This window comes from Streptomyces sp. AV19 (assembly GCF_015999245.1).
GTDB lineage: Bacteria > Actinomycetota > Actinomycetes > Streptomycetales > Streptomycetaceae > Streptomyces.
Genome location: NZ_JAEAMR010000006.1, coordinates 172719 through 187825 on the forward strand (window position 1 = coordinate 172719; position 15107 = coordinate 187825).

The following is a 15107-nucleotide window of genomic DNA, read 5'->3' on the forward strand; positions in this document are numbered from 1 at the left end:
GCTACTTCTTCTTCAGCGCCTCGACGACGGAGTCGACGTACTTGGCCATCGACTCGGGGCCGCCGAACATCCAGATGCCGTCGGGCAGGCGGTGGACGTTGCCCTTCTCGACGAACGGCAGCGAGGTCCACACCTTGTCGTCGGCGAGGACGCCGGTGAACGGGGTGCTGCTCTTGTCGCCGTCGCTGCCGATGTAGGCGAACCGCACGTCGTCGCCGAGCTCGGTGAGGCCCTCGACGTCGGTGGAGCCGAGCCCGTAGCTCTTGTCGCCCTTGACCGACCAGGCGTTCTTCAGGCCGAGCTGCTCGTTGACCGCGCCGATGAGCGAGCCGCCGGTGAAGGGCCGGATCGTGACCTGGTTGGAGACGACGTACCCGTCGGCGAAGGCGTACTCCGTCCCGGCGCGGCCGGCGCCGGCGAGGGCCTTCCTGCCCTCGTCCAGCTTCTTCTGGAACTGCTCCTTGAGCTTCCCGGCCTGCTGCGTGGTGCCGGTGGCCCGGGCGATGAGGTCCAGGTTCCCGGTCATCCGCCCGATCGGGTCGGCGGCGTCGGCGGCGCGCAGGTTCAGGACCGGGGCGACCTTGCGCAGTTGCTTGACGGCGGCCGCGGGCAGGTCGGTGGTGGCGACGATGAGGTCGGGCTTCAGGGCGGCGATGGTGTCCGTGCTGGGCTCGCCGCGCGTGCCGATGTCCTTGGGCTCGTTCTTGAGCGGGACGGCGGTGTCCCAGGTCTTGTAGCCCTTGACGTCGGCGACGCCGACCGGGTCGACCCCCAGCGAGACGAGGTTCTCGACGACGTTCCACTCCGTCCCGACGACCCTCTTGGCGGGTCCGTCGAGCTCCACCTTCCCGCCCGAGGCGTCGGTGAGGGTGATGCGCCCGGCGGGCTTGTCCGCCTTGTCGGCGGCCGGCTCGGTGGTCCCGCAGGCGGTCAGGGCGAGGGCCGCGGCGGTGGCGGCCGCGGCCAGGAGGAGGCGTCTCATGAGGGGGTGCTGAGCCTTTCGCTTCGCGAGTGGTGGCGGCCTATCGCGCGGGTGCGCAGGCGGCCGGTGAGGGGGTCGGTGTCGACGTCGATGCGGATGCCGTAGGTGTCGGTGAGGCGCTGCGGCGTCAGGACGTCCTCGGGGAGGCCGTCGGCGACGACGCGTCCCTGGTGGAGCAGCACGATCCGGTCGGCGACGGCCGCGGCCTGGTCGAGGTCGTGCAGGACGGCGCCGACGGCGATACCGTGGTCGTCCGCCAAGTCGCGCATCAGGTCGAGGAGTTCGACCTGGTATCGCAGGTCGAGGTAGGTCGTCGGCTCGTCGAGGAGCAGCACGCCGGTCTCCTGGGCGAGACAGCAGGCGAGCCAGACGCGCTGGAGCTGTCCGCCGGAGAGGTGTTCGGCGCCGCGTCCGGCGAGCTCGGTGACGCCCGTCATGGCGAGCGCGCGGTCCACCGCGGCCCGTCCGCACGGGTCGGTCCTGCCCCAGCGGCCCCGGTACGGGTAGCGGCCGAACTCGACGACGTCCCGCACGGTCAGCCCGCCGGGAGTGGGGCGCCCTTGCGTCAGCAGGGCGACACGGCGGGAGAACTCGCGGGCGGGCAGCGCGAGGCCGTCGGTGCCGGCGTCGAGGACGAGCGTGGCGCTCCTGGGCCGTTGCAGCCGCGCGAGCGTGCGCAGGAGCGTCGACTTTCCGCTGCCGTTCGGGCCGACCAGGACGGTCACTTCGCCGGGCCGCAGCGTCACCGACGCGGCGTGCACGACGTCGACGCCGTCATAGGCCACGGTGACTTCCGTGGCCGACAGTTCATGACCGCGGGGCCCCGTGGGCTCGGAGGTCTCTTCACCAGCTCTCACGCGATGAAGGTTAGCCTAACCTAAGAATGGCTGAAAACAGCCCTGCCGGTGGCTGGTATTGACGCTCCCGCCACCCCGATATGTCTGCATTGAGGCGAGAATGATGTCATTTGCCGACGCCCTCGTCCACATATCGGCCCGGGCCGGCTCCATCGGCCGGCCAGCAGCTCCCCCTCGGCGGCACCTTGCCCCAACAGCCCCCCGCCGGTGCGGGTTCGGGGCCTGCTTCATGCGCCATCGCCGTCGAGATCTCGTCCGTGATGTTCCGGGCCAGTGCGTCAACGGGGCCGAGTTCCGCGATGTCGACGGAGACCCGTAACGGGCGACGAGGAACCCAACCGTTCCGATAGCGTGGCCGTCCTGCCAACAGGGAGGGGACGCAGGGTGGTTGAGCGCATATGGCTGGACGTTCCGTACGCGGAGAAGGACGAGGCGAAGCGAGCCGGGGCCCGCTGGGACCCGGCCGCCAAACGCTGGTACGCGCCGCGCGAGGGGATGACCGCACTCGCCCCGTGGGCGGCCGCTCCCGATGTCCCCGATCTGCTGCCCGGTGAGGACCGAACGCTCGGCAGCGGACTGTTCGTCGATCTGGTGCCCAGCAGCTGCTGGTTCACCAACGTCCGCTCCTGCGTCACCCAGCGGGACTGGGAACGGCTGCGTCGCATGATCACCAGCCGGGTCGGCATGCGCTGCGAGGCATGCGGAGCGGGAGAGGACCGGCACGCCAAGCGGTGGCTGGAGGCGCACGAGCGGTGGACGTACGACGAGACACGCCGCGTGCAGACGCTCAAGCGGCTGATCTGTCTGTGCACCGACTGTCACACCGTCACGCACTTCGGCTACGCCCAGGTCCGTGGCCTGGAAGCCCAGGCATTCGCCCACCTGGTCGAGGTCACCGGGATGAGCCGGGACCAGGCCCGGCAGCACGTCGCCGCGGCCTTCGCCCTGTGGCAGCAACGCTCCGCCATCGCCTGGAGGCTGGACCTGGGCATCCTCACCGACGCCGGCATCACCGTCACACCGCCGCCGGACGCACGCGACCGGCCCGGTATCGCTGCCGCGACCCTCGGAACGTCCCCGGCACCACGCGACGCGCCGTCGGTGCCCCGTCAGGGCACGAACCCGTTCCGCGGCACACGCCGGGACTGAGCCGACGCCACCGGTCCCCGGGACCGCCGCGCCTCCGACGTCACCCTCACGGACACCGGCCGTCGGCAGACCGCCACTCGGGCCCGCGCCCACGCGCAGCGCCTCGGCACCGCGCTCCAGGCCCTGCCCGACGAAGACCGGGCCCCCGGCACTCCCCACGCGCCTGGCGACGTCAGCCGGAAGCACCGGTCACGCGCGGGACTCGATTCCGAGTTCCGTGAGCAGGGCGCGGACGCGGCGCTCGATCTCGTCGCGGATCGGACGGACGGCGTCGACGCCTTGTCCTGCGGGGTCGTCGAGCGTCCAGTCCAGGTACCGCTTGCCGGGGAAGTACGGGCACGCGTCGCCGCAGCCCATGGTGATCACCACGTCCGAGGACCGCACCGCCTCCACGGTGAGGATCTTCGGGGTCTCGGCGGAGATGTCGATGCCGACCTCGCGCATCGCCTCGACCACGGCCGGGTTCACGGTCCCGGCGGGAGCCGATCCCGCGGAACGGACCTCGACGCGGCCCGCACCGAGGTGGCTGAGGAAGGCGGCGCCCATCTGGGAGCGTCCGGCATTGTGGACGCACACGAACAGGACGGACGACTCGGGGTTATCGGACACGGGCTGAACCCTCCTGAGTGGCGGCCTGCCGGCCGGCGGGGGACGGCGGGAAGAAGCGGCGACGGGCGGCCAGGGCGACGGACACGAGGCCGATGAGGACGGGGACTTCGATGAGGGGGCCGACGACTCCGGCGAGGGCCTGGCCGGAGGAGGCGCCGAAGGTGGCGATGGCCACCGCGATGGCCAGCTCGAAGTTGTTGCCCGCGGCGGTGAAGGCCAGTGTGGTCGCGCGTGGGTAGTCCAGGCCTACCGCGCGGCCCAATGCCATCGATCCGGCCCACATGAGGGCGAAGTAGACCAGCAAGGGCAGGGCGATCCGCGCGACGTCGAGCGGCTGCGAGGTGATCGCGTCACCTTGGAGCGCGAAGAGCACGACGACGGTGAACAACAGCCCGTACAGGGCGAACGGGCCGACGCGCGGGACCAGTTGGGTCTCGTACCAGGTTCGGCCCCTGACCTTCTCGCCGAGGCGGCGGGTGAGGTAGCCGGCGGCGAGCGGGATGCCCAGGAAGATCAGCACCGAGCGGGCGATCTCCCGCACCGACACGTCGAGCGCGGCCTGTTCCAGGCCCAGCCGGCCGGGCAGGACGGACAGGTAGAACCAGCCGAGCGCGGCGAAGGCGATCACCTGGAAGACGCTGTTGAGTGCCACGAGGACGGCGGCGGCCTCGCGGTCGCCGCAGGCGAGGTCGTTCCAGATGATCACCATGGCGATGCACCGGGCCAGTCCGACGATGACCAGGCCCGTGCGGTACTCGGGCAGGTCCGGCAGGAACAGCCAGGCCAGGGCGAACATCAGGGCCGGCCCCAGCACCCAGTTCAGCAGCAGCGACGGCAGCAGGAGACGGCGGTCGCGGGTGACCGCGCCGAGCCGGTCGTAGCGGACCTTGGCCAGCACCGGGTACATCATCACCAGCAGCCCGAGCGCGATCGGCAGGGAGACGCCGGTGACGGTCACCTTCGCCAGCACGTCGCCCAGTCCGGGCACGAGACGGCCCAGGCCGAGGCCGGCGGCCATCGCGGCGAGAATCCACACGGCGAGATACCGGTCGAGGAAGGACAGCCTGGACGGGGTCATGAAGGAGCCTCGGTCGGCTCGGGCAGGGACCGACCGGCGGGGCGGGTGAGGACGCCGGCAAGACGGTCGGTCATCTCCGGCAGCAGCCGGTAGTACACCCACGTACCCCGCCGCTCCGACGCGATCAGGCCGGCCTCGCGCAGGAGCTTGAGGTGGTGGGAGATCGTCGGTTGCGACAGCTCGAACGCGGGCGTGAGGTCGCAGACGCACACCTCCCCGCCGGCCCGGGAGGCGATCATCGACACCAGCCGCAGCCGGACCGGATCGCCCAGCGCTTTGAAGACCTTCGCCAGCTCCACCGCCTGCTCCTCGGCGAGCGGCGCGGCCAGCAGGCCGGGACAGCAGCCATCGGCATCGGCACTGCCCTGCCCGAGCACCACGAACCCTTGATTCGACATCCCTCTATATTGACGCCCTTCGATTCAAGGCGCAAGCCTGCATCGAAGTTGATCAATGCGGCACACTCCGCGTCGCCGGCCTCGAAGCGCCGGAGCGGCCCGGCCCGGCGGAGTGGGCGGACACGGGCAAAGCCCTGTACCTGACGACACATCAGCCAAGTCGGCAACGGTGTCATTCGGCCCACCACGGGATTCCCGACAACATCGGTACCGGCCTCGCCACCAACTACACGCCAGAAGCAGGGGAGCGCTGCCGCATCACATCCCCCAAGCTGGGCCGGATCGGATGCATGGCCGGATACCGCCCCATGTGACTGGATGGCCGGTTTTAAAGCCATGATGTTGCCGGGGAGTTAACAGGGGGACATGATCACTGCTCGTATCAGCCTGATCACTCATCCAGGAGCCGAGAAGTGATACGCAGAACCGCTCTCCGCGCCCTCACCACCGCCGCCGTGACCGCGGCCCTCGCCCTGCCCCTCACCCAGGGAGCCCAGGCGGCCGCCCCGGACACGACCGCCCCGGCGACCGCTGCCACCGCTGCCACCGCTGCCACCGCTGCCACGATCAACGCGGACGACGACAACCCCTTCCGCTGGATGGAACTGGACGGCCTGCGGGCCGACTTCCAGTTCATGTGTCCCGCGGGCCACTGTGTGGGCTTCTGGTCCCTGGTCCTGACGGACGACGTCGCGCAGCAGACGTTCGAGGGCGGCAAGTTCTTCGTCTACGCCCCGGCCACGGGCGAGTTCAGCTTCTTCCTCGACACGGACATCGCCGTGCGCACGGTCGGCCACCCCGGCCGAGTCCGCCTGGCCGACACCGAGTTCATGCGCTCCCACCCGCGTGTCGAGGTCCGCTACGGCGACCCCGACCACCCGGACCGGGCCCGCGTCGTCGCCTCGGCGACGACCCTGATGTAGCCCGGGCGACCGAGTCGCACCCAGCGCGCCCGGCGGCCACCACGGTCATGGCCGGCGACGACCGCGCCGCCACCGCCACCCCTGAGCGGCGGCTCGCCACAAACCCCCTCCATTCCGTCGCGTTCTCGCATGCCCTCGTTTCACGAGGTTTCACCACAAAGGAGTTATTGATCTTCATGCACAAAAGCCGGAGACTTCTCGCCTTCACCACCGTGAGTGCGGTCATATGCACCGTCGGATTAATACCGTCGGTCAGCCAGGCCGCCGGCGGCGACGACGGGGAAAGGAAGCACTCCTACGCCGAAACGCACGGCCTGACGGCGGATGACGTCAAGAACATCAACGCACTGAACGAAAGAGCTCTGGCTCTGGGGCGGCCTGGAGCCGCCCCGTCCTTCCGGGCCCCCAACTCTGTCGACGACAGGGAAACCCCGCCCGCCGAGCCGCTCGACAGGATGCCTGACGCGTACCGGGCCTACGGAGGCAGGGCCACTACGGTCGTCAACAACTACATACGCAAGTGGCAGCAGGTCTACAGTCACCGCGACGGCAAGAAGCAGCAGATGACCGAGGAGCAGCGGGAGAAGCTGTCCTACGGTTGCGTCGGCGTCACCTGGGTCAATTCGGGCCCCTACCCGACGAACAAGTTGGCGTTCGCGTCCTTCGATGAGAACAAGTACAAGAACGACCTGAAAAACACCAGACCCCGGCCCGATGAAACGCGGGCGGAGTTCGAGGGCCGCATCGCCAAGGCCGGCTTCGACGAGGGGAAGGGCTTCAAGCGGGCGCGCGATGTGGCGTCCATCATGAACAAGGCCCTGGAAAACGCCCACGACGAGGGGACTTACGTCAACAACCTCAAGACGGAGCTCGCGAACAACAATGACGCTCTGCTCCACGAGGACAGCCGCTCGAACTTCTACTCGGCGCTGAGGAACACACCGTCCTTCAAGGAAAGGGGTGGAGGCAACTACGACCCGTCCAGGATGAAGGCGGTGATCTACTCGAAGCACTTCTGGAGCGGACAGGACCAGTGGGGCTCCTCCGACAAGAGGAAGTACGGCGATCCGGAAGCCTTCCGTCCCAACCCGGGTACCGGCCTGGTCGACATGTCGAAGGACAGAAGCATTCCGCGCAGTCCCGCCAACCCCGGTGAAGGCTGGGTCAACTTCGACTACGGCTGGTTCGGTGCTCAGACAGAAGCGGACGCCGACAAAACCGTATGGACCCACGGTGACCACTATCACGCGCCCAACGGCGACCTGGGCCCCATGCACGTATACGAGAGCAAGTTCCGGAACTGGTCTGCCGGGTACGCGGACTTCGACCGCGGAACCTACATGATCGCGTTCATACCCAAGAGCTGGAACACCGCCCCCTCCAAGGTGGAGCAAGGCTGGCCGTGACAGAACCGGGGGAGCGCCGGGCCGCCCGGCCCTCCCCCACCCCCGTGGACAACTACGGCTCCACGAAGGCAAATAGCACGAGGTGAAACGGAACGCCATCCGGCTCAACCACCCTGCTGGCCCCGGGCGATTCGGCACGAATCCAGCACGGCAGGGGTTGGCGTGGGTGATCAGAGGTACCGCCGGGCCAGTACAAAGCCGGCACGGGCTCCTGGCACTTCAGCAAGCACAATGCCCTAACCTACATGTTTGACAGATTGCGGCGCTAGCGGTAAAGGATCACGCAGAACTTTGTGCAGCTTCCCCAGGGCGGGGTTCCGGTGTTCCGCCCCCGCCAGCCTCCACGCCCTGCCGGTCTCGTCCCGGCTGGCGTCCCGCGATCATCGGCAGCAGCAGCGCCGCGGACCAGCTGAAATTGGGCGAGTTGAGGGCGGCTCCGCTCAGCGGGTCGTAATTCTCCATGATCGGTCCGTCGCCGAGCAGACCGGACGCTCTCCCGGTCAGCTTCGCGGTCAGCGCATCCGCGTCGCGGCCGAATCCGTAACGGCGCATCCCGGCGATCGCGAAGTACGCCTGGTCGAGCCAGACGGGACCGCGCCAGTACTGCCGCGCGGCGAAGTACGGCGAGCTCCTGGACACCGTCGGCAGGGGCATCGCGGTGGCGAACTCGGAGGGATCCAGGAGCCGTTCACGTACGGCGGCGGCCTGCGCCCGGGTCGCGACGCCGCTCCACAGCGGGATCACGCCCTCGATGCCCCTGCCCCGGCCCGTCAGCCGCGCGCCGGAGCCGAGCGCGGTGTCGTGGAACCAGCCGGTCGCCGGGTCGTACATCCTCTCCCGTACGGCCCTGCCGGTGGCGGCCGCCCTGGCCCGCCAGCCGTCGGCGGACGCCCGCTTCCCCAACTCCGCGGCGATCCGGCCCAGATGCTCCTGGTCGACGGCGAGATAGGCGCTGAGGTCCACGGACTCCTGGGTCAGCGAGTAGCCGACGACCCGCCCCGAGCCGTCCCGGTTCGGCACGACCGAGGTGCCCAGCGCGGCGTCGAACCGGGGCGCGTTGTCCATGCCGCTCTCCCAGGCGGCGGCCAGCCGCTGCTCCCCGGGCGAGCCGTTGGCGGGGTCCACGGTCGCGCCGTACTCCGCAAGCCCGTTGCGGTCGTGGTCCCGGTTGCGGTACCACCACGCTTCGTACGCGGCCAGCTTCGGGTACACCTCCCGCAGGAAGTCCTTGTTCCCGCTCCGCCCGTAGACCTGCCACACCGCCCAGGCACCCAGCGGCGGCTTGCTGTTCCGCTCGTTCCAGTTGGTCCCGCCTTGCTGCGGGGTGTTGTAGAAGACGGCGTCCGGGATCATCCCCGCGTCCTGCGGGCGGGTCGTGGAGCCGGGACGTATCCGGTGGTCGAGTACCGAGCGGATCTGCGCCTCGGCCAGCCGCACATCGAAGCGTGCCGTGCCGACCGCCTGCTTCCAGGTGTCCCAGGCCCACAAACCACCCGCGAACCACTTGTACGACAGGGACGGCGTGATCCCGTCATGCGCGAGACTCCCGGCCGGGCTGCGCCAGTTGGTCACCAGCGTCTCCAGCGCCTTGACGGCGAGCCGCCGCCGACCGGCCGGTACCCCGGCGGTCACGCCGTCGACGTACCCGCGCCAGCGGGCGTCGCCGGCCCGGACGGTCCGCGCCGGGTCGGCGAACACCCGCCGTATCGCACCGGCCTCCGCGGTGCGCTCGGCCCGTGTGAAGGTGTAGCTCTCGGTCCAGTCCAGGGAGCGCGCCGCGCCGGGCGCGAGGGTGAAGGGCGCGGCCAGTTCCGTACGGTAGGAGTCCCCGTCCCCCGACACCGTCGTACGCACCGGATCCCGGTGCCGGACCTCGAACCGTTCAGTGCCGTCGGTGAGGAAATCGTCCGCCGCACGCACCCTGGCGAAGCCGACGGCGACGCCCCAAGGCGCCACGGCCGGCGAGAGCGCCTGCCTCATCGGCGCCTCGGCGGGCCGCAACAGCCTTCCGGTCCAATCGGCGCCGAGGGTGCGCGGGACGCGGCCGGCGTTGCGTACGACGGCCCCCACCAGCGCGGTGCGGTGCGTGGCGTACCGGAGCTCAAGGGTGAGCCGAAGGCCGCCGCCGAGGTTGTACGCCTGGACCAGGGCCCCGGGCCGGGACGTGAAGCGCGGCGGGCCGCCGCCGGCGAGGTCGAGCACGCGGCCGTCCTCGCTCAGCCGGATACGGCTGAAGGAGGTGCTCAACCACCAGGGATACTCCTGCGCGATATAGAGGGGACCGGTGAATCCGCCGTAGCCGCCCGGGGCATCCGCCGCCGGCAGAGCGTAGGCATGCCAAGCCCCCCGGTCGGCAAAGACGTTGACCGGGTTCTCGCGCCCGGGAAGCGCCACCGTCGGCGCACCCTTCAAATCGAGCACGTCGTCGTAGCCGTCGTAGCTCAGGGAGGCCACCCTCCGGGACGGGGCGCCAGCCGCCGGCTGGACGCAGGCGGCGGCCACGGCCAGGAGGAGAGCGAGGGCGAACAGGGCGCACGGGGGCGGGCGCATCGGCGAACTCCAGTTCATCCAAGGAACAGGGCCGAGATCCGACGAGGGCGTTCGGCAGCATGAAGCAAACGCGGCGCCCGCATCACGCGATTCACCCGCTCCGGCCAGAACTCGCCCCCTGCCGAAGGGCGCACCGACCGGCCAGGGGACCTTCAGCTTCCCGGGCTCGCTCCAGGTCCCGGTCCGTGCTCAGCTGAAACTCCAGGTCGCCGGCCCGGGTGAATCCGGGGGCAAGGTCGGCCTCTTGGGGTGGGCCTTGAGACAGACGAGCAGTTTGTCTCTCTGCAGCGGGCAGACGCAGGCGAAATTCGCACCGGGCGCCCAGGGCCGCCGTCTGGACGGCGACGGAGGCGACCGTCTCCAGCCCAAAGAGGTCCTCGCCGAAGAAGCGGTAGCGGACCAGACCGATGCTGCGCCGGTGCTCGCGGATGGCATGCACGTCGTAGCGGGTGAAGTTGTCCACGACGCGGATCAGCCTCGGTGCGCTCCACAAGTCCTGGGCCGCGACCGGGGCCCCGAGCCGGTCGCGGACCAAGTGCCCGTACTACGCCTTGTGGTCCACGAGCCACGGCAGGCAGAAGAGCCCCTGGTTGGTCCGCGTCCTGGCCTCGTTTGCACTCGATGATCACGGGCGCGCCATTCTCGTCGAGGCCGAACGAGTCCATACGACCACCGTGCCGTGGACCGGTGTTGTACTCACTGGCCAGGAAGCGCACGCGCAGGAAGGTCTCCATGTTCCTCTCGACCAGCCCCTGCAGATGCTGCTCGCGCGCCGCCGGCCGCGTAGCGACCCCTGTCGCACCGGCCGCTCCGACGTTGAACAACTTCAGAACCCGACACGCTCCGCCCCCTCCGGATTTGCCGGGCCACCTGCCCGACTCCGACGGGCCCCGAACAAACCCTCCGTCACGCTCTGTCACCGTCGCACCTGACAGGCCGCCACCTCTCACCAATGCCACAGCCCGGCCAGGGACCGCGTTTCGCGTAGCTGACCAACCATCAGCAAAGTCGGCATCAAGTCAGCATCGGACCCGTCAGAACCCGCCACGGACCGCCCCGAAGCGCCGTGATCACACGACGGCCAGACAGCACCTTCGGGCGACCTGCCCAGCACCAAAGCCCTCACTCGTGGAGCCCACATCCGACCCCACACTTTGTTTACATCACACAATTGGACCACAGGCGCAGAGCCCCCGTGGGTGAACAAGACAACAGACCCACGGTCGCCTCCAGCTCACTCCCAGCCAGCTTCGAGCACCCCGTGCGACGATGGCCGGGCGACGCCCGGCTGCCCGAGGAGAAGACCTTCGAGCCCTCCAACGTTGACGCCTCGCACAACTCTTCGACGCACAGCGACAGGAGTGGAACCGCCATGCCCAGCGCCCAGCCCACCGCCCAGATCGGCGTCACCGGCCTCGCCGTCATGGGCAGCAACCTCGCCCGCAACTTCGCCCGCCACGGCCACACCGTCGCCGTCCACAACCGCACAACGGCCCGCACCACAGCCCTCATTGACGAACACGGCCACGAAGGAAACTTCGTCCCCGCCGAGACCGCCGAGGACTTCGTCGCCTCCCTCATCAAGCCCCGCCGCATCGTCATCATGGTCAAGGCCGGCGCCCCCACCGACGCCGTCATCGACGAGTTCGCACCCCTCCTCGACGAGGGCGACATGATCATCGACGGCGGCAACGCCCACTTCCTCGACACGCGACGACGGGAGAAGGCACTTCGCGAACGCGGCATCCACTTCGTCGGGACCGGGATCAGCGGCGGCGAGGAAGGAGCGCTCCACGGGCCCTCCATCATGCCCGGCGGATCCGCCGAATCCTACAAAGCCCTCGGCCCCCTCCTCGAATCCATCGCCGCCAAGGCCCCCGACGGGACGCCCTGTTGCACCCACATCGGACCGGACGCCGCCGGCCACTTCGTCAAGATGGTGCACAACGGCATCGAGTACGCCGACATGCAGCTCATCGCCGAGGCGTACGACCTGCTGCGCGCCGTCGCCGGGTACGAGCCGGCGCGGATCGCCGAGGTCTTCCGGGGCTGGAACACCGGGCGGCTCGACTCCTACCTCATCGAGATCACCGCCGAGGTGCTCGCGCACACCGATGACGCGACCGGGCGGCCCTTCGTGGACGTGGTGGCGGACGCCGCCGAGCAGAAGGGGACCGGGCGGTGGACCGTGCAGACGGCGCTGGACCTGGGGGTTCCGGTGTCGGGGATCGGGGAGGCGGTGTTCGCGCGGTCGTTGTCGGGGAGCACGGGGCTGCGGGCGGCGGCGCGGGGGCTGCCGGGGCCGCGGGGGGCGGCGCTGTCGGGCGAGGAGGCCGAGGCGTTCGCCGCACGCGTCGAGCAGGCGCTGTACGCGTCGAAGGTCGTCTCGTACGCGCAGGGCTGGAACATGATCGGCGCGGCGGGCGCGGAGTACGGCTGGGACATCGACCTCGGCGCGGTGGCGGGCATCTGGCGCGGCGGGTGCATCATCCGGGCCGCGTTCCTGGACCGCATCCGGGCCGCGTTCGCCGCCGACCCGGCGCTGCCGACGCTGCTGGCGGACAAGGGGTTCGCCGAGGAGGTGGGCCACGCCCAGGACGCCTGGCGCGAGGTGGTCGCGACGGCCGTGCGGCACGGCGTGCCGACGCCGGGGTTCTCGGCGGCGCTCGCCTACTACGACGCGCTGCGCGCCGAGCGCCTGCCCGCCGCCCTGACGCAGGGTCAGCGGGACTTCTTCGGGGCGCACACCTACCGGCGCACCGACCGGGAGGGGTCGTTCCACACGCTGTGGGGCGGCGACCGCTCCGAGGAGCGCACGGACTGACCCTCGTCCCCCGCGGCCGGTGCGGCGCACAATGGCCCGTATGCCGTTGCCATCCGAGCAGGACATGCAGAACGTGCAGGACATGCAGGACATACGGACCGATCCGCTGTGCCGGCTGTCGCTCGCCGAGCTGCGCCGCCGCACGAGCGCCAAGTGGCGCGTCCACCCGCCGGACGTCCTGCCGCTGTGGGTGGCGGAGATGGACGTGCCGCTCGCGGAGCCCGTGGCCCGGGCGCTGACGGAGGCGGTGGCGCGGGGGGACGTCGGGTACGCGACGGGGACCGGTTACGCGGAGGCCGTGGCCGGGTTCGCGCGGCGGCGCTGGGGCTGGGACGGCGTCGCCGTGGAGCGTACGGCGGTGGTGGCGGACGTGATGACCGGCGTGGCGGAGGTGCTGCGGCTGGTGACGGGGGACGGGGACGCGGTGGTGGTCAACTCCCCCGTGTACCCGCCCTTTTACGCGTTCGTCCGGAACGCGGGCCGTCGAGCGGTGGAGGCCCCGCTGAACGCGGCGGGGCGGCTGGACCTCGCCGCGCTGGAGGAGGCGTACGGGCGGGCCGTCGCCGGCGGGCGGCGCGCGGCGCACCTGCTGTGCAGTCCGCAGAATCCGACCGGGGCGGTGCACACCCGCGCGGAGCTGGCGGCGGTGGCGGCGCTGGCGGGCCGGTACGGGGTGCGGGTGGTGGCGGACGAGGTGCACGCGCCGCTCGTCCTGCCGGGTGCCGCGTTCGTGCCCTATCTGTCGGTGCCGGGCGCGGACGACGCGTTCTCGCTGATGTCCGCGTCCAAGGGCTGGAACCTGTCGGGGGTCAAGGCGGCGCTGGCCGTCGCGGGCCCGGCGGCGGCCAAGGAGCTGGCCGGGCTGCCGCCGGAGGTGAGCCACGGCCCGAGCCACTTCGGGGTGATCGCCCACACGGCCGCGCTGCGGGCGGCCGGGGGCTGGCTCGACGAGGTGCTCGCGGGGCTGGACGCGAACCGGCGGCTGCTCGCCGGCCTGCTCGCGCGGCACCTGCCGCGGGTGCGCTACCGGCTGCCGGAGGGCACGTACCTGGCGTGGCTGGACTGCCGGGAGGCGGGGCTGGGCGAGGATCCGGCGGCCGTGTTCCTGGAGCACGGGCGGGTGGCGCTCGGCGACGGCGCGCGGTTCGGGACGGGCGGCGCGGGACACGTCCGGCTGACCCTGGCGACGTCGCCGGAGGTGCTCGACGAGGCGGTGCGGCGGATGGCGGACGCGGCCCGGCGGTACGCCGGGGCCGGCTGAGCCCTCGCGCCGCCGTTGCTCCACACGGAGCATGCGCTGATCGCCGGTCTCCCCGAGTGGATACCTGTGGGCTGACGACCACAGGACATCCGAGGAGAGCAGTCATGGCCGAGGTCAAGCTGACCGCCGAGTCGCGCACCGAATTCGGCAAGGGCGCCGCCCGCCGCATCCGCCGGGAGAGCAAGGTGCCCGGGGTCATCTACGGCCACGGGGCCGAGCCCAAGCACATCGTGGTCGAGGGCCACGCGCTGATGATGGCCCTCAAGACGCCCAACGTGCTGCTGCGGCTGGACATCGACGGCAAGGGCGAGCTGGCCATCCCCAAGGAGGTGCAGCGCGATCCGCTCAAGGGCTTCCTGATCCACGCGGACTTCCTGGCGGTGAAGCGGGGCGAGAAGGTCACCGTGGAGGTGCCGGTGCACACCGAGGGCGCGCTGGCGCCGGGCGGGAACCTGCTGGAGTACATCCTCAACGCGCTGCCCGTCGAGGCGGAGGCCACGCACATCCCGGAGGGCTTCACCGTCTCGGTCGAGGGGCTGGAGGCCGGGCACACCGTGCGGGCGGGGGACATCGGCCTGCCGCGCGGGGTGTCGCTGGCCGTCGAGGACGACGCGGCCGTCCTCCAGGTCGTCGCGGCGCAGGCCGAGGAGCCCGTCGAGGAGGCGGAGGAAGAGGAGGAGGCCGCGGAGGCGCCCGCCGAGGAGGGCGAGGCGCCGGCCTCCGAGGGCTGACGCGGCTCAGGCCGACAGGGGCTCCTGCCAAGGGTCCGCCTCCGCCGCGCAGGCCGCCGCCAGTTCGTCCATGGACAGGTCCAGCGCGGCGGCCAGGGCCGCCACGGTGAAGAAGGCGGGCGTCGGCGCCCGGCCGGTCTCGATCTTGCGCAGGGTCTCCGCGGAGACTCCGGCCGCCGCGGCGACCTCCACCATGCTGCGGTCGCCGCGGGCCCGGCGGATCAGGGCGCCGAAGAGCTCGCCGCGCTGCCGTTCCCAGGGGGTCAGAGGGGTCCTCACCATGCCGCGATCCTAGCCCCGCGACGCCAATTCCAATACCGTGATACTAATACCGGTATA

13 protein-coding genes and 1 pseudogene are annotated in these 15107 nt (G+C 70.7%); 6 read left to right on the forward strand and 8 right to left on the reverse strand.

The window, feature by feature from the left end:
* Position 1: 1 nt before the first annotated feature.
* Both I5Q34_RS08565 and I5Q34_RS08570 read right to left on the reverse strand, forming a co-directional pair.
* Positions 2-982, reverse strand: a complete 981-nt coding sequence (locus I5Q34_RS08565; RefSeq protein WP_199891590.1) for an iron-siderophore ABC transporter substrate-binding protein — start codon at positions 980-982, stop codon at positions 2-4.
* Entirely contained in the window at positions 979-1839 is an 861-nt protein-coding gene (locus I5Q34_RS08570) for an ABC transporter ATP-binding protein (RefSeq protein ID WP_199891591.1), read from the reverse strand. Before I5Q34_RS08570 ends, I5Q34_RS08565 begins: the two co-directional genes overlap by 4 nt.
* Before the next feature lie 384 nt (positions 1840-2223).
* On the opposite strand from I5Q34_RS08570, the gene I5Q34_RS08575 reads away from it, so the two are divergent.
* On the forward strand, positions 2224-2988 hold the full coding sequence (locus tag I5Q34_RS08575; protein WP_277965418.1) for a DUF5710 domain-containing protein: 765 nt from the start codon (positions 2224-2226) through the stop codon (positions 2986-2988).
* Positions 2989-3177: 189 nt separating this feature from the next.
* On the opposite strand, the gene I5Q34_RS08580 is transcribed toward I5Q34_RS08575, so the two are convergent.
* Genes I5Q34_RS08580 through I5Q34_RS08590 form a run of 3 tightly spaced genes read right to left on the reverse strand, consistent with a single transcriptional unit; the run spans position 3178 to position 5073 of the window.
* Positions 3178-3597 (reverse strand): arsenate reductase ArsC, encoded by a 420-nt coding sequence (locus I5Q34_RS08580; RefSeq protein ID WP_199891592.1) that lies wholly within the window; start codon positions 3595-3597, stop codon positions 3178-3180.
* A complete protein-coding gene (arsB, locus tag I5Q34_RS08585) occupies positions 3587-4675 on the reverse strand; it encodes an ACR3 family arsenite efflux transporter (RefSeq protein WP_199891593.1) in 1089 nt (362 codons plus the stop codon). Before arsB ends, I5Q34_RS08580 begins: the two co-directional genes overlap by 11 nt.
* Entirely contained in the window at positions 4672-5073 is a 402-nt protein-coding gene (locus I5Q34_RS08590) for a helix-turn-helix transcriptional regulator (RefSeq protein WP_199891594.1), read from the reverse strand. The genes arsB and I5Q34_RS08590 overlap by 4 nt, the downstream gene beginning before the upstream one ends.
* Before the next feature lie 413 nt (positions 5074-5486).
* Between I5Q34_RS08590 and I5Q34_RS08595 the strand changes: the two genes are divergently transcribed.
* Together I5Q34_RS08595 and I5Q34_RS08600 are read left to right on the forward strand one after the other, a co-directional pair.
* Positions 5487-5996, forward strand: a complete 510-nt coding sequence (locus I5Q34_RS08595) for a hypothetical protein (RefSeq protein WP_199891595.1) — start codon at positions 5487-5489, stop codon at positions 5994-5996.
* 47 nt (positions 5997-6043) lie between these two features.
* Positions 6044-7402: a protein-glutamine gamma-glutamyltransferase gene (locus I5Q34_RS08600; RefSeq protein ID WP_234428614.1), complete on the forward strand. Its 1359-nt coding sequence runs from the start codon at positions 6044-6046 to the stop codon at positions 7400-7402.
* A 279-nt stretch (positions 7403-7681) separates the two neighbouring features.
* On the opposite strand, the gene I5Q34_RS08605 is transcribed toward I5Q34_RS08600, so the two are convergent.
* A complete protein-coding gene (locus I5Q34_RS08605; RefSeq protein WP_199891596.1) occupies positions 7682-9952 on the reverse strand; it encodes a trehalase family glycosidase in 2271 nt (756 codons plus the stop codon).
* Between the two features lie 91 nt (positions 9953-10043).
* Positions 10044-10782 (reverse strand): annotated as a pseudogene (locus I5Q34_RS08610) (transporter).
* A 542-nt stretch (positions 10783-11324) separates the two neighbouring features.
* Between I5Q34_RS08610 and gndA the strand changes: the two are divergent.
* The 3 genes from gndA (at position 11325) to I5Q34_RS08625 (ending at position 14768) form a co-directional block, all read left to right on the forward strand.
* Entirely contained in the window at positions 11325-12776 is a 1452-nt protein-coding gene (gene gndA / locus I5Q34_RS08615) for an NADP-dependent phosphogluconate dehydrogenase (protein WP_199891763.1), read from the forward strand.
* Positions 12777-12816: 40 nt separating this feature from the next.
* Positions 12817-14037: a MalY/PatB family protein gene (locus I5Q34_RS08620; protein ID WP_234428615.1), complete on the forward strand. Its 1221-nt coding sequence runs from the start codon at positions 12817-12819 to the stop codon at positions 14035-14037.
* A gap of 104 nt (positions 14038-14141) precedes the next feature.
* On the forward strand, positions 14142-14768 hold the full coding sequence (locus I5Q34_RS08625; protein ID WP_199891597.1) for a 50S ribosomal protein L25/general stress protein Ctc: 627 nt from the start codon (positions 14142-14144) through the stop codon (positions 14766-14768).
* Between the two features lie 6 nt (positions 14769-14774).
* Here I5Q34_RS08625 and I5Q34_RS08630 read toward each other — a convergent pair whose 3' ends face one another.
* Positions 14775-15050, reverse strand: a complete 276-nt coding sequence (locus tag I5Q34_RS08630; protein ID WP_199891598.1) for a helix-turn-helix domain-containing protein — start codon at positions 15048-15050, stop codon at positions 14775-14777.
* Between the last annotated feature and the right edge of the window lie 57 nt (positions 15051-15107).

What these genes read in the sequence shown, in the direction of transcription:
- I5Q34_RS08565 (WP_199891590.1), bottom strand. Translation starts at nt 982, where the DNA reads ATGAGACGCCTCCTCCTGGCCGCGGCCGCCACCGCCGCGGCCCTCGCC.
- arsB (WP_199891593.1), bottom strand. Translation starts at nt 4,675, where the DNA reads ATGACCCCGTCCAGGCTGTCCTTCCTCGACCGGTATCTCGCCGTGTGG.
- I5Q34_RS08625 (WP_199891597.1), top strand. Translation starts at nt 14,142, where the DNA reads ATGGCCGAGGTCAAGCTGACCGCCGAGTCGCGCACCGAATTCGGCAAG.
- I5Q34_RS08600 (WP_234428614.1), top strand. Translation starts at nt 6,044, where the DNA reads ATGGCCGGCGACGACCGCGCCGCCACCGCCACCCCTGAGCGGCGGCTC.
- I5Q34_RS08620 (WP_234428615.1), top strand. Translation starts at nt 12,817, where the DNA reads ATGCCGTTGCCATCCGAGCAGGACATGCAGAACGTGCAGGACATGCAG.
- I5Q34_RS08630 (WP_199891598.1), bottom strand. Translation starts at nt 15,050, where the DNA reads ATGGTGAGGACCCCTCTGACCCCCTGGGAACGGCAGCGCGGCGAGCTC.
- I5Q34_RS08605 (WP_199891596.1), bottom strand. Translation starts at nt 9,952, where the DNA reads ATGCGCCCGCCCCCGTGCGCCCTGTTCGCCCTCGCTCTCCTCCTGGCC.
- gndA (WP_199891763.1), top strand. Translation starts at nt 11,325, where the DNA reads ATGCCCAGCGCCCAGCCCACCGCCCAGATCGGCGTCACCGGCCTCGCC.
- I5Q34_RS08590 (WP_199891594.1), bottom strand. Translation starts at nt 5,073, where the DNA reads ATGTCGAATCAAGGGTTCGTGGTGCTCGGGCAGGGCAGTGCCGATGCC.